This is a genomic window from Oerskovia sp. NPDC060338 (genome assembly GCF_042726295.1).
GTDB lineage: Bacteria > Actinomycetota > Actinomycetes > Actinomycetales > Cellulomonadaceae > Oerskovia > Oerskovia merdavium.
The window spans coordinates 1-13,120 of the sequence record NZ_JBHXCQ010000019.1 but is presented as its reverse complement, the minus strand read 5'-3'; the positions used below and the strand labels follow the sequence as shown (position 1 = coordinate 13,120).

11 protein-coding genes and 1 tRNA gene are annotated in these 13,120 nt (G+C 72.9%); 8 read left to right on the top strand and 4 right to left on the bottom strand.

Features of this window, described 5'->3' with window-relative positions; genetic code table 11:
- Positions 1–94 precede the first annotated feature (94 nt).
- Entirely contained in the window at positions 95–430 is a 336-nt protein-coding gene (locus ACFWGN_RS19995; RefSeq protein WP_377619371.1) for an FmdB family zinc ribbon protein, read from the bottom strand.
- A gap of 159 nt (positions 431–589) precedes the next feature.
- Between ACFWGN_RS19995 and ACFWGN_RS19990 the strand changes: the two genes are divergently transcribed.
- Positions 590–3,292, top strand: a complete 2,703-nt coding sequence (locus ACFWGN_RS19990; RefSeq protein WP_377619369.1) for a penicillin acylase family protein — start codon at positions 590–592, stop codon at positions 3,290–3,292.
- A 153-nt stretch (positions 3,293–3,445) separates the two neighbouring features.
- On the opposite strand, the gene ACFWGN_RS19985 is transcribed toward ACFWGN_RS19990, so the two are convergent.
- A complete protein-coding gene (locus ACFWGN_RS19985) occupies positions 3,446–4,084 on the bottom strand; it encodes a 5-formyltetrahydrofolate cyclo-ligase (RefSeq protein ID WP_191800489.1) in 639 nt (212 codons plus the stop codon).
- Between the two features lie 307 nt (positions 4,085–4,391).
- On the opposite strand from ACFWGN_RS19985, the gene ACFWGN_RS19980 reads away from it, so the two are divergent.
- From ACFWGN_RS19980 to ACFWGN_RS19960, 5 genes are all read left to right on the top strand, one after another.
- A complete protein-coding gene (locus ACFWGN_RS19980) occupies positions 4,392–5,015 on the top strand; it encodes a GNAT family N-acetyltransferase (protein ID WP_377619367.1) in 624 nt (207 codons plus the stop codon).
- Between the two features lie 81 nt (positions 5,016–5,096).
- The gene (locus ACFWGN_RS19975; protein ID WP_377619365.1) at positions 5,097–6,566 is read left to right on the top strand and encodes a hypothetical protein; all 1,470 of its coding nucleotides are present in this window, start codon (positions 5,097–5,099) and stop codon (positions 6,564–6,566) included.
- Between the two features lie 78 nt (positions 6,567–6,644).
- Positions 6,645–6,720 (top strand) — tRNA-Ala (locus ACFWGN_RS19970).
- Positions 6,721–6,850: 130 nt separating this feature from the next.
- Positions 6,851–7,477: a GNAT family N-acetyltransferase gene (locus ACFWGN_RS19965; RefSeq protein WP_377619363.1), complete on the top strand. Its 627-nt coding sequence runs from the start codon at positions 6,851–6,853 to the stop codon at positions 7,475–7,477.
- A gap of 57 nt (positions 7,478–7,534) precedes the next feature.
- Entirely contained in the window at positions 7,535–8,398 is an 864-nt protein-coding gene (locus ACFWGN_RS19960; RefSeq protein ID WP_377619361.1) for a carbohydrate kinase family protein, read from the top strand.
- A gap of 10 nt (positions 8,399–8,408) precedes the next feature.
- On the opposite strand, the gene ACFWGN_RS19955 is transcribed toward ACFWGN_RS19960, so the two are convergent.
- Both ACFWGN_RS19955 and ACFWGN_RS19950 read right to left on the bottom strand, forming a co-directional pair.
- Positions 8,409–8,717 (bottom strand): hypothetical protein, encoded by a 309-nt coding sequence (locus ACFWGN_RS19955; RefSeq protein ID WP_377619360.1) that lies wholly within the window; start codon positions 8,715–8,717, stop codon positions 8,409–8,411.
- Between the two features lie 237 nt (positions 8,718–8,954).
- Positions 8,955–9,467, bottom strand: a complete 513-nt coding sequence (locus ACFWGN_RS19950; protein ID WP_377619359.1) for a DUF4190 domain-containing protein — start codon at positions 9,465–9,467, stop codon at positions 8,955–8,957.
- Between the two features lie 185 nt (positions 9,468–9,652).
- Between ACFWGN_RS19950 and ACFWGN_RS19945 the strand changes: the two genes are divergently transcribed.
- Together ACFWGN_RS19945 and ACFWGN_RS19940 are read left to right on the top strand one after the other, a co-directional pair.
- A complete protein-coding gene (locus tag ACFWGN_RS19945) occupies positions 9,653–11,332 on the top strand; it encodes a hypothetical protein (protein ID WP_377619357.1) in 1,680 nt (559 codons plus the stop codon).
- A 125-nt stretch (positions 11,333–11,457) separates the two neighbouring features.
- The gene (locus tag ACFWGN_RS19940; RefSeq protein WP_377619354.1) at positions 11,458–12,921 is read left to right on the top strand and encodes a family 20 glycosylhydrolase; all 1,464 of its coding nucleotides are present in this window, start codon (positions 11,458–11,460) and stop codon (positions 12,919–12,921) included.
- The last annotated feature ends 199 nt before the right edge of the window (positions 12,922–13,120 follow it).

Here is a 13,120-nt window from a genome sequence, read left to right as displayed (position 1 = left end):
GACCGTAGAGCGTCCGCGGGGCGTCCCGCGTCAACGCGGACCTAGCTGTTGACGGGTTGCGCCGCTGGCGGTCTGTGGACGGCCAGGAGGCGCGTCAGCTCGCGGAAGAGCCCGACGAACCAGACGAACCGCTCGACGACGACGTGCCCGTCGAGCCGCTCGACGACGAGCCGCTGCTCGACGAGTCAGACGACTTGGACCCCGTGGAGGGCGTGGTCGACGAGTTGCCGGCGCCCATGCTGGACGACTTCGAGGACCGCGAGTCCGTCCGGTAGAAGCCCGACCCCTTGAAGGTCACCCCGACCGACGAGAAGACCTTGCGCAGGCGTCCGCCGCACTCCGGGCACACCGTCAGAGCATCGTCGGTGAACGCCTGGTGGATGTCGAAGGCGTGGCCGCAGGCAGTGCACGTGTACGCGTAGGTGGGCACGGTCTCTCCTCAAGAGGTCGCGGGGGGAGTGCGGTCGTCACGGGCCGGGCGCGAGCCTGGACCGGGCGTCCGACGCCCGCTCGGAGGCAGGGCCGGACTGGCACTCGGGGCTTCTGAGTGCTAATCATACGCCTGGCCCGCCCGGGGTAGTCTCGCACCGTGTCTGCTGAAGTCCCTGCCGGAGTCCACGGCGACCCGTCGCCGCCCGCCCACCTGTCCCGACGGGGAGGTTCTCGAGCCCGCCGGGCCACGATCGCGATCGCCGCGCTGCTGGTCGTGCTGCTGGTCGGGGTGTCGATCTTCACGTTCGTGACCGTCCGCCGCCCTCTCCCGCAGACCGACGGCACCCTCACGGTCCCCGGCCTGGACGGCGAGGTCAGCGTGCTCCGCGACGCGCAGGGCGTGCCGCAGATCTACGCGGACACACCCGAGGACCTGTTCCGCGCGCAGGGCTACGTCCAGGCGCAGGACCGCTTCTTCGAGATGGACTACCGCCGCCACGTCACCTCGGGCCGCCTGGCAGAGCTGGTCGGGGACAGCAAGGAGGCGATCGACGCGGACAAGGTCACGCGCACCTTCGGCTGGCGCCTCGTCGCCGAGGAGGAGTGGAAGATCATCGCGCCGGAGACCAAGGCGTACCTCCAGGCCTACGCGGACGGCGTGAACGCCTACCTCGAGGACCGCGACCCGAGCGAGATCGCGCTCGAGTACACCGTGCTCGGCACGAGCGTGAGCGTCGCCGACCCCGAGCCGTGGGACCCGATCGACTCGCTCGCCTGGCTCAAGGCCATGGCCTGGGACCTGCGCGGCAACTACGACGACGAGCTCGAGCGCGCCATCGCCTACGGCAGCTTCGCCGGCACGGCGACGGGCACCGAGGACCCCGCCCGCGTCGCACAGGACGTCGCCCGGGTCGCGACGCTCTTCCCGGCCTACGTCTCGGACACGAACCTTCCCATCCTCGACCCCGCCGAGGTCCCGACGGCCACCGCTCCGGCAGAGGTCGACGTCGAGGACGTCGAGCAGACCAGCTACATGCCGACCCTCGGGGGCGGCGAGCTCCAGTCCGCGGTCGGCGCTGCGGACCGTGCGCTCGCGGCCGTCCCCGTCCTCGTCGGGCGCGGCGAGGGGACGGGCTCCAACTCGTGGGCCGTCTCCGGCGAGTACACCGAGAGCGGCAAGCCGCTCCTCGCGAACGACCCGCACCTCGCGCTCCAGGCCCCCGGCGTCTGGGCCCAGGTCGGGCTCCACTGCAACACCGTGAGCTCCTCGTGCGGGTTCGACGTCGCGGGCTTCTCGTTCGCCGGCTTCCCGGGCGTCATCATCGGCCACAACGCCGACGTCGCCTGGGGCCTGACCAACATGGGCGCGGACGTCACCGACTTCTTCATCGAGCGCGTCCGCGACGAGACGTACCTGCGGGGCGACGACTGGGTGCCGCTCGAGACCCGCACGGAGACCATCAAGGTCAACGGGGGCCAGGACGTCGAGCTCGAGGTCTCGTCGACGCTCCACGGCCCGATCGTCTCGACCGTGCTGCCGCTCGACAGGGTCGCGGAGGCCCCGACCGAAGGCACCCCGCTCGGGGACTACGAGGTCGCGCTCCAGTGGACCGCGCTCGAGCCCGGCCGTACGGCCGACGCGGTCTTCGCGTTCGACCTCGCGGCGAGCGCCGACGACATGCGCGAGGCCGCCGCGCTCTTCGAGGTGCCCGCGCAGAACGTCGTCTTCGCGACGACCGACGGCCACATCGGCTACCAGGCCCCGGGCAAGATCCCGGTGCGTCGGGTCGTCGAGGGACCGGTGCCCTCGGACGGCACCTGGCCCCGACCGGGCTGGGACGAGCGCTTCGACTGGACGGGCTACGTGCCCGCCGAGCAGATGCCCGGGGTCGTCGACCCCGAGGAGGGGTTCATCGTCGCGGCGAACCAGGCCGTGCTGCCCGCCGGGACCACCCCGTTCCTCACGACCGACTGGGACTACGGCTACCGCTCGCAGCGCATCCGGACGCTCCTGCAGTCCGAGATCGACTCGGGCCGCAAGATCGACGTCGAGATGATGAACACCATCCAGAACGACGACTGGAGCCCGTTCGCCGATGCCCTGCTCCCGTCCCTGCTCGACCAGGACATCGAGAACAGCAAGGGCGTCCGCAACGACTTCGCCGCCGAGGGACAGGACCTGCTGACCGACTGGGACCGCTCGATGGACATGGACTCCGCGGCGGCGGCCTACTTCGCGGCCGTGTGGCGCAACCTGCTCGAGATCACGTTCTGGGACGACCTGCCCGAGGCCATCCGCCCCGCGGGCGGCAGCCGGTGGCTCGCGGTGGTCCAGAACATGCTCCTGGACGAGACCAACGCGTTCTGGGACGACCGGCAGACCGTGAGCGTCGTGGAGACCCGTGACGAGGTCCTCAACCAGGCGCTCGTCTCGGCTCGCCTCGACCTCACGACCGAGCTGTCCAAGAAGACGACGGACTGGGAGTGGGGCAAGCTGCACACGCTGTCCCTGGGGCACCTCGTCCTGGACAACGACGCCGTCCCGGGCTTCGTCCGGTCGTACATGAACCCGCGCACGGTGAGCATGCCGGGCGGGTCCTCGATCGTCAACGCCACCTCGTGGGACGCCGCGTCGGGGAACTTCGAGGTCACCTCGGGGCCGTCGATGCGCATGGTCGTCGACCTCGACGACCTGGACTCCTCGACCTGGGTCACCGTGACGGGCGCCTCGGGTCACCCGGCCTCGAAGCACTACGAGGACCAGCTGGGCACCTGGGCCGCGGGCGAGACGTACGCGTGGCCGTTCTCGGTCTCGGCCGTGGCGGCCCAGACGAAGGACGAGCTCCGCCTCGTCCCGTGACGGGCGCTCCGCCGTCGGGCACCTCCTGCCCGACGGCGCCACGCACCCGCCCGCCCGGCTCACCCGGGCGGATCATCGCCTGAGCACGACGAAGGGGCCGGACCGAGCGCATCGCGCCCGGTCCGGCCCCTTCGTCGTCGAGGAGTCGTGAGGTCAGTCCTGGACGAGCCAGCGCCAGCCCTGCGGGGTCGCGACGCCGTCGATCGTCCGGTCGTGCTTCTCGAGGGGGAGGGGACGCTCGTCGGCGTCGTAGACCTCGTCGGGGAACACCACGGCGATGACCTTGGTGCCGGGGCGCATGTGCTCCAGGGCGCGGTCGTACCAGCCGCCACCCTGACCCAGCCGGACACCGCGCGTGTCGACCGCGAGGGCCGGGGCGATGACGACGTCGGCGTCGACGAGCGCTGCCGCACCCAGGGCGGGTCCGCTCGGCTCGGGCGGGCGGCCGGGCGCACGCTCACGCAGGTCGTGCGAGCCCGCGTACTCGGCCCAGTCCCGCTGCAGGCCCGCGCCCAGCACGGGGAGCAGGACGCGGACGCCGCGTGCGGCGAGCCGGTCGAGCATCGCGGTCGTGCCGGGCTCCGTGGGGCGTGCGGCGTAGGTCGCGACGCAGCGCGCCGTCAGGACCTCGGGGATGGTCTCGATCACGTCCGCGATCGCGAGGGCCGCTTCGTCGCGGCGCCTCTCGCTGCGCGTGGATCGGGCGGTGCGGATGGCTTTTCGGAGGATCTCCTTCGCGTCCTCGGGTTCGATGCTTCCGTGCAAGGGGTAGGGCTGAACCGGGCCACTCATGCGCCTATTGTCGCAAAGGTTCGGGCAAGAAGTGTCCGGGGTCCCGTCGTCGGTCGGAAAGGGTCCGGAACGCGGGCGTTCGCACGGACAGGTGAGGGCGGCGGCGGGCGGGAGCGGGTGTCCCGCGTGGTGCGCGACCCGGCCGGCGGCGCTATTGTCGGTGCGCCAGATCGTGATACACCCTGTCCACCGGGCCTCACGTCAGTGATCCTGGTGCTCGGAGGCAGGACGTCTCGGGCTCTGCTGCCGGGAACGGATGATCGATGGGCGCACGACGATGACGAACAAGATCGCACGAGCATGGAGCATGTCGAAGCCCTGGCCGGTCACGCTGCGCGAGGACGCGGTGGACGGCAGCGTGGTGCTGCGCCCGCTGCACCGTCGCGACGGCCATGACTGGATGACGCTGCGGGCCCGCAACGCGTCGTGGCTCGAGCGCTGGGAGGCGACCTCGCCCCGTCCCGGCACGGGAGCCGGTGGCCCGCCGACGTTCGGCGAGTACGCGCGCATCCTCGCCGCCCAGGCGCGCGCCGGCACGTCGTTGCCGTTCGCGGTCGAGCTCGACGGCGAGCTGGTCGGCCAGCTCACGGTCTCGAGCATCACCTACGGGTCGCTCTGCTCGGCGAGCATCGGCTACTGGGTCGGGGAGCACGTCGCGGGACGCGGGGTGATCCCGACCGCGGTCGCGATGGCCACGGACTACTGCTTCCAGGTGCTGGGCCTGCACCGCATCGAGATCAACATCCGCCCGGAGAACGGCCCCAGCATCCGGGTCGTCGAGAAGCTCGGGCTGCGCGACGAGGGGCTGCGCGAGAGGTACCTGCACATCCAGGGCCAGTGGTGCGACCACCGGACGTTCGCGATCACGGCCGAGGAGGTTCCCGACGGCCTGCTCGCGCGGTGGCAGGAGACGCGGCGCGCGGCCTCCTAGCGCACGGACGCGACCGCGAAAAGGACCGACACGCCGTCCGGCGTCCGGTCGAGCACGAGACGCCTCGCCTACGGTCGGGATGTGGATTCGACGACGGGCTCAGGAGGCGTGGCGGTCCTTGCGCTGTTCGTCCTGTGGTTCGCCTACTACGTCCCGCACCGGGTCAAGCAGCGCCAGCAGCTGCAGGACGCCCGGGTCGAGGACAGGTTCTCGGGGTCCTTGCGGGTCCTCGCGGTCGTCTCGGGACGTCGGCGCGGGGCACCGGGGGAGGGCGCGGAGCACGCGTCGTCGGGCGAGGGGCGTTCGCTGCTCCTCGGTCCGGTCCCGGTCAGCGAGCCGGACGTCGCCCTGATGTCGAGGGCGTCCGACGCGTCCGGGTCGACGTCACGCGTCCTGCAGGTCACGACCGGGGTCACCACCGACCGCCGGCCATCGTCGGAGGAGGAGCCGCAGACCATGGAGACAGACGTCCGCGCGAGCGATCCTCGCCCGAGCATCCCGCCGCGCCGCCAGCCGGCCGGTGGAGGGTTCGACGACCCCTTCCCCCCGCGCAAGGTCGCGTCACCGTCGCGGATCGCGATGCTGGAACGCCGCGCCAAGGCCGCGCGTCGCCGGCTGGCGCTCACGGTCGTGCTGCTCCTCGCGAGCGTGGGGGCGTGGGTGGCCTTCGGGTACGGGCTCGTGCCGTGGTACGCCGCAGCTGGCCCGACGGCGGTCCTCGGCCTGGTCCTCGTCCTCGGCCGCCAGGCGGCGCTCGCCGGGAAGCGGGCCGACGCCCTGTGGCACGCTGACCGCCGCACGGCTGCGCGCGACGCTGCCCGGGCCGCACGGGGACCCGTGGCGGGCAGCCCGGTCGCGCCCCGCAACGTCCACCCCTCGCGCGTGACGGGCCACGCCGTCCGCTCGTCGCAGACGAGCACCCAGATGATCCCGCGTGTGACCGCCGAGGACCTGGCCCGTGGCGCCGCGCGCGGCCGGGACCAGCGCCCGGCGACCGGGTCGACCGCGCGGGTCGAGTCCTCGACGGAGCCCGACCAAGCACGGCCCCGGACGGGCGCGAGCGGCGGCGACCTGTTCGACGACCGCGACCGGTCGGTGGGCTCGGAGGGCTCTGCGGCCGGCGACGCTCCCCGTGCGGCGACGGCACCCGGCACCCCTGCTGACGTCGGTACGACCGCGACGCACCTCTCCACGGCGTCCGCACCGACCCCGGTCGTGCCCGCGGGCCGTCCGGAGACCCCCGAGGCCGAGATCGGCGGGGCCTGGGACCCGGTGCCCGTGCCGCGACCGACGTACACCATGAAGCCCACGGCTCAGGAGACGGGCGTGCCGCCCGTCCAGGTGGCCGTCCCGACCGCCCCGCTCGCCCAGCCGACCCAGGACCAGGCGTGGTCCGAGGTGTCGGAGGGGACGCCGTCGGGCGTCGGGGCTCCTCAGGGCGACCAGCCGGTGCCGGTGCCCGCGCCCGGCGACGAGAAGAAGCCCCGGACCGAGACGCTGGGCCTGGACCTCAACGAGATCCTGGCCCGCCGACGCGTCTCTGGACAGTAGCTCCTGGGCCGTTCGCCCTGCCGAGGGGAGCGGATTTGTCGAAGAGCGCAGGTCAGGTGTTAATGTTGACCTCGTTCTGGGGCTATGGCGCAGTTGGTAGCGCGTCTCGTTCGCAATGAGAAGGTCGGGGGTTCGAATCCCCCTAGCTCCACCAGGCACAAGGCCCGGAACCTCACGGTTCCGGGCCTTCGTCGTTGCTGGGGAGCACCGGGCGGTCACCCGACGAGAAGCTGCGCAGGAAGACCGACCGCGGCCCACGTGCCCCGCTCGGGTACTGTCGCGGGATGACCGAGCCGCTCCTTCCTGACTCCCTCGCGCTCGCCATCGGGTGCCACCACGACGGACCCGGCCTGGCGGACCTCTCGCGTGCACGCCTGCCCTCCATGCCTCACCTGCACGACGAGGAGCTCTGGAGCACGACCTACCGGTTCGGTCCGGGCTTCCACCCGCGGGACCGGTACTTCCCGGTCCTGCGCGAGCAGGGCGAGAGCTCGGACGTCGGTGACGAGCGTGTCGTCGCGTTCGCCTGGGTCGACGCGGCGCTCGACGAGCAGGCCGGCGTCGCCGAGCCGTGGTGGTGCCTCAACGCGATCGCGGTCTCGGGCGAACGCTCGGGCGCAGGGCTGGGTTCGTACCTGGTCCGCAAGGTCGTCGAGCAGGCGCGGGCCGCAGGGGTCTCGACGCTCTACGGCCAGACACCGCCCGAGGCCGCGGGCTTCTGGGAACGGCTCGGGTTCCGCGTCGGGGGCGTCGACGAGATGCTCGCGTCGGACCGGCTCGTGACCCTCGCCGACGGGCGGACGCTGCGCCCGGTCGTGACGCCCGAGCCGGGGCACCGGTTCTTCGTGCTCAACGGCCTGCAGGGCCAGACCGACGCCCCGAGGCTGTTTCCCGCCCAGTACGAGTCCTGACGCACAGCCCAGGCTGATCCGCTCCTCGGCGGGTGACACCGGGTAGCGTCGGGCGGCATGGAACCTCAGCCCGCTCCCGTGTTCGTCGCCGGCCCCGCGTCGTGGAACGAGCTCGTCTACGTCGACGCCCTCCCCGAGCCCCGCTCGCAGACGCTCTTCGCGCAGCGCCACCTGGCCACCGTGGGTGGCACGTCGGCGGGCAAGGCGCTCAACCTGCGCGCCCTGGGGCGAACGGTCACGCTCCGCACGGTCCTGGGGTCCGACGACGCCGCTCCCCGCGTCGAGGACGTCCTGCGGGCCGCGGGGGTCACGCTCCTCGTGGAACCGGACCCGGACGGCCGGACCGAGCGGCACCTCAACCTCATGGGCGCGGCGGGCGAGCGGTTGTCGATCTACCTCCAGGCGCCGGGCGACGTGCCGCGCGGGGAGACGTGGGGCGCCGCGGTCGCGGCGCTGGGCGATGCTCCGGCGGTCGTGATCGACCTCGCGGTCCCGGCGCTGCCGCTGCTGCGTGAGGCGCGACGCCTGGGCAAGGACGTGTGGTGCGACGTGCACGACTACGACGGGGAGGCCGCGTTCCACCGCGAGTTCCTCGACGCCGCGACGTTCCTCTTCCTCAGCTCCGACCGGTTGCCGGGATACCGCGCGTTCATGAAGGAGCGGGTCGCGGCGGGCGCACGCCTCGTGGTCTGCACGCACGGGGCCAGGGGAGCAAGCGCGCTCACGGCCGACGGCGAGTGGTTCGACGTGCCGGCCGTCCCTGTCGAGCACGTCGTGGACACCAACGGGGCCGGCGACGCGTTCTTCGCGGGCTTCCTCGACGCGCACCTGTCGGGCGCCACGGTCGCCGAGGCCCTGTCCGCCGGTGCGGTCCGCGGCGCGCTGTGCGTGCAGAGCCCCGACCTCGCGCCGACGGCCTGAGAGAAGTCCGTCAGGACCCGGCGGGTGCGACGCACTCGATCGCGCGTCCGTCGACGACATGGGTCCCGACCCCGAGCTCCGCGCACTCGCCCATGAGCCAGACGAGGGTCGCAGCCCAGATCACGACGGCCACGATGACGAGGAACGAGACCGCGATCGCGGCCACGGCCCACCAGTTGTTCTGGCGCGCCCGGCGTGACCTGACCAGTCCCACGATCCCCAGGACGAGCCCGACCAGCGACAGAGGGATCGACAGCACGAGCGCGACGACGCCCAGAGTCTTGCCGGGGTTGGTGGTGATCGGCTCGGTCTCGGTCACGGGGGTCCTCACGGTCGGTGTCGGGTCGGCGTTCGCCGGGCGGGGTGCCCGGGCCCGGCCCGACCTGCGGCTGCTACGGGCCGACTGCGGTCGACGGTGTCGTCCGGACGGTCGGCACCGTCCAGTATCGCCGAGTCGGCCGGGCGCCCGGACAGAGGGCCCGTCGGTGGCCGCCCTCGAACGCACCGTGGGCCCCGACCGGCGAACGGCGGGGCCCACGGGCGTGGTGCGACGAGGTCAGGAGCAGGTGTACGTGATGCCGTTCTCTTCCCAGACCCCGGGGCCGAGCTCGGAGCACTTCTCGATGAGCTCCATCGCGCCGATGCCGGCGATGATGCCGAAGATGATGGTGCCGACGAGCAGCACCGCACCCACGATGATGCCGGCGAGCGCGATCCCGTTCTTGTAGCCGGCCTTCTTGGACTTGTTGAGCGCGACGATGCTCAGGATCAGGCCGATGAGCGACGTGCAGCCGATGATCGAGAGCACGAGCCCGACGATGCCGAGCGTCTTGCCCGGGTCCTGGGCCGGGGCGCCGGGGACGCCGCCCGGCGTGTACGGCGCCTGCGGGGCGCCGGCACCGTAGGGGGCCTGGGGGGCGCCGGGCGCCGGTGCGCCGTACTGCGGGGCCTGCGGGGCGCCGTACTGGGGAGCCTGGGGTGCCTGACCGGCAGCAGGGTCCTGGGGGCCGCCGGTGTACGGGTTCGGCTGACCGGACGGGTTCTGCTCGGGCTGCTCGGGGTAGGACATGTCACTCCTCGTGGTGCGGTCGATGATCGCCGACAGTATGTCGTGCGCGGGGACCCGCGACAATGGTGAGGACACCCCGTGTCGGGGGTGGCGCCGTCGTGCCCCCTGGGGTGGGCGGGCCGTCCCTGACGTCCACGACTCGCCCACGACTCGGCGCGACAGACCAGGTAGGCGATGATAGAGACGTGAATTCACGGAAGGTCCGAATCGTCGCTCTTGCCGCCTCTGTCCTGGTGGCGACCCCGCTGCTGGCCGGATGTGGGGAGGAGGGCGGTCCAGCGAGCACGGCCGAGGCCCCCGACGGCGGACTGCGCGTCGTCGCAGCCGACGAGGTCGCACCCGTCGTCGTCCTCGGCTCGAGCGACCCCGCCGAGCTCACGCTCACCGCGAGCCAGGCGTTCTTCGCCTCCGCGCCGGTCGTGATCCTGGCAGACGCGGAGGACGAGACCGCACAGGCGGCCGCGGCCGCTGCCGCGCTCCCGCTCCACGCTCCCGTCCTGCTCACCGGCGGGGCCATCGCCGACAGCGGTCTCGCCAAGGAGATCGCGCGGCTCGGCGCGGTCACGGCCGTCGTCGTGACGCCCGACCCGGCCCCGCGGGTCGACGCGTCGGGCTCGTCCGGTACCTCCGGCGCGGCGGGGGTCGCCGCGGTCTCGTCCGTGTCCTCGTCCGAGGACCTCGAGGAGGAGGCGCGCGAGACGGCCCGGGCGATCGACCCGGACCTGCAGACGGTGCTCCTCGGGGCCGGGGCGCTCGTCGAGACCCAGGACGGCGGGACGGAGATCGACGACCGGGACCTCGCGGAGGTCCAGGAACAGCTCCCCGAGACCGAGTCTCCGCGCCTCCTGACCGAGGTGCTCGCGCTGGTCGACCAGACACCGGGCCAGGCGGCGGCGCTCGCCACGGCACAGGCCGCCGGCGTGGTCCCGCTCGCGGTGCCCGGCGGCGACCCCCGGGCCTCGAGCGTCTCCGTCCAGGCCATGGCGCAGGCCAAGGCGCTCGCGGTCGTCGGGATCGGCGAGTCGTTCGGGACGGTCGAACAGCTGACCGCCCGGGTCCGGTCGGCCGAGACGGGCGTCGAGCTCACGGGTGGCGGGCAGCTCGTTACTGCGGGCAAGCGCTACGTCGTCCTGCCGGGGACGACCGTCCCGGCGACCCCGGCCAAGATCACCGACGCCGTCGCGCGGACCGCGGCGCGCGCCGAGCCGTACGTCGCGGTCGCGGGGGAGTCGGGCGAGACCGACACGACCGTGACCGTCCCGACCCTGGAGCTGGTCGTCACGGAGGCGTCCGGGGCGGCGGGCAAGGACGGGAACTACTCGACCGAGCTCACGGTCGAGGCCGTGCGCCCCGCGGTCGAGGCGGCCCTCGGTGCGGGCCAGCACGTGCTCCTCGAGTTCCAGCCGGGGAAGGCGACGTTCGTCGAGCAGGTCCGGCAGTACGCGGAGCTGCTGTCCCTGCCCGGCGTCGGGGTCTCGCTCGACCTCGACGCGCGCCGGGCGAGCGGCGCGGTCAAGAAGGACGGCGTGGTCCCCGCGCAGGAGGTCGACGCGGTCGTCGACTACCTCGCCGGGGTCGTGGAGGGCAAGGCCCTGCCGCAGAAGATGCTCGTGGTGCACGTCTCGCGGCCGGGTGCGCTGACCGAGGCGCAGTCCCTGCCGACGACCGAGGACGCCGTGGCCGTGGTGCTGCACTCGGACGTCGCGGGGTCGTTCGCCGCGCGCGAGAGGGCGTGGAACGAGCTCACCGAGGCCGTCCCGGCGGCGTCGTGGTGGGGCTGGACGGACGCGGTGGGCGATCCGACCGCGGGCCCCGTCACTGCGGGCGACGCGGCTCGCTCGCCGCTCGTCGTCGTCGTGGAGTAGGGCTCCGGCGCCCGCACGGGGGTCGCTTGTTCGGGCCTGCCGGGGCAGTTACGGTATGTCGACCAGAACAGACGAATCGATTCGACACGGTCGGATCGAGATACCACGACGACGAGGTTCCCCCGATGGTCGCCATCATCCCCCAGCCCCTGCACGTCGAGTCCCCGGTGGACGGCGGCGCGCTCCCGCTCGAGGGTGCCGTCCTCGTGGCCGGGCCCACCGAGGCCGAGCAGCGGGTCGCGGCCCACGCCGCGGACCTCCTGACGCGTGCCGCGGGCACGCAGGTCACCGTCGTGGGCTCCGTGCCCGACGGCGTCCCCTCCATCACGCTGCGGCTCGCCGACGCCGCAGGCCCCGCGGGCTCGGACAGCCCCGAGCGCTACACGCTCGAGGTGAGCGGCTCGGGCGCCGTCCTGACGGCCGCTGCACCGGTCGGTCTGTTCGACGCTGTCCAGACGCTCCGCCAGCTCGTGACCGAGGGCGAGCACGGCCCCGAGGTGAGCGCCGTCGTCGTGCACGACGCCCCGCGCTACGCATGGCGCGGCCTCTCGTTCGACGTGGCCCGCAACTTCTTCCCCGTGCAGCAGATCGAGCTCGTGATCGACGTCCTCGCGGCCTACAAGCTCAACGTCCTGCACCTGCACCTGACCGACGACCAGGGCTGGCGCATCGAGACGCCGTCGCGGCCCGAGCTCGCGAAGCTCGCGTCCGAGACCTCGACGAGCGGCAGGGCCGGCGGGCACCTCAGCCTCGCCGACTTCCGCCACCTGCAGGACTACGCCGCGGACCGCTTCGTCACGGTCGTCCCCGAGATCGACCTCCCCGGGCACACCAACGCCGCGACCTCGGTCTACGGCGAGCTGCGGGCCGACGGTCAGCGCACCGCGCCGTACGAGGGCATCGAGGTCGGCTTCTCGCAGCTCACGTACGACCTGCCCGCGACCGAGCCGTTCCTGCGCGAGGTCCTCGCGGACGTCGCCGCGATCACCGACGGCGAATACCTCCACGTGGGCGGCGACGAGGCGCTCACGCTGGGCGCCGAGGAGTACGGGCAGTTCATCGTCCTGCTCGAGCAGATCGTGGCCGACACGGGGAAGAAGGCCATCACCTGGCAGGAGGCGGCCCAGGCCGGGACGCGCCCGGACACGCTCCTGCAGTACTGGGACAACCGCGTCGACAGCGCACCCTTCCTCGCAGCAGCGGCTCGCGGCTCGCGCTTCATCATGTCCCCGGGCAACCGCGCCTACCTGGACATGAAGTACACCGCCGAGTACCCCCTGGGCCAGGACTGGGCAGGACTCATCGAGCTGCGCACCGCGTACGACTGGGACCCGGCCGAGGTCATCGAGGGTCTGCCCGCGGACCAGATCGAGGGCGTCGAGGCCGCGGTGTGGACCGAGACGCTCTCGACCCAGGAGGAGCTCTTCCTCATGCTCCTGCCGCGCCTGTCCGCGGTCGCCGAGGTCGCGTGGACCGCGCCCGAGCGCAAGGACTGGGACGACTACCGCGCCCGAGTCGTGGCAGAGGCCGCGACGTGGCGTCGCGAGGGCTTGTCGTTCCACGAGACGCCGCAGGTCGACTGGGCGTAGCCCGCTCGCCCTCCGGTGCCGAGCATGCGGTCGTGGGGGGGGGGGCGCCGGGGGGGGGGGGGGGCCCCCCCCCCCCCCCCCCCACACCCCCCCCCCCCCCCCCCCCCCCCCCCCCCCCCCCCCCAAAAAAAAAAAAAAAAAAAAAACCCCCCCCCCGAGCCCCCCCCCCCCCAGGGGGGCCCCCCCCCCCCCCCCCCCC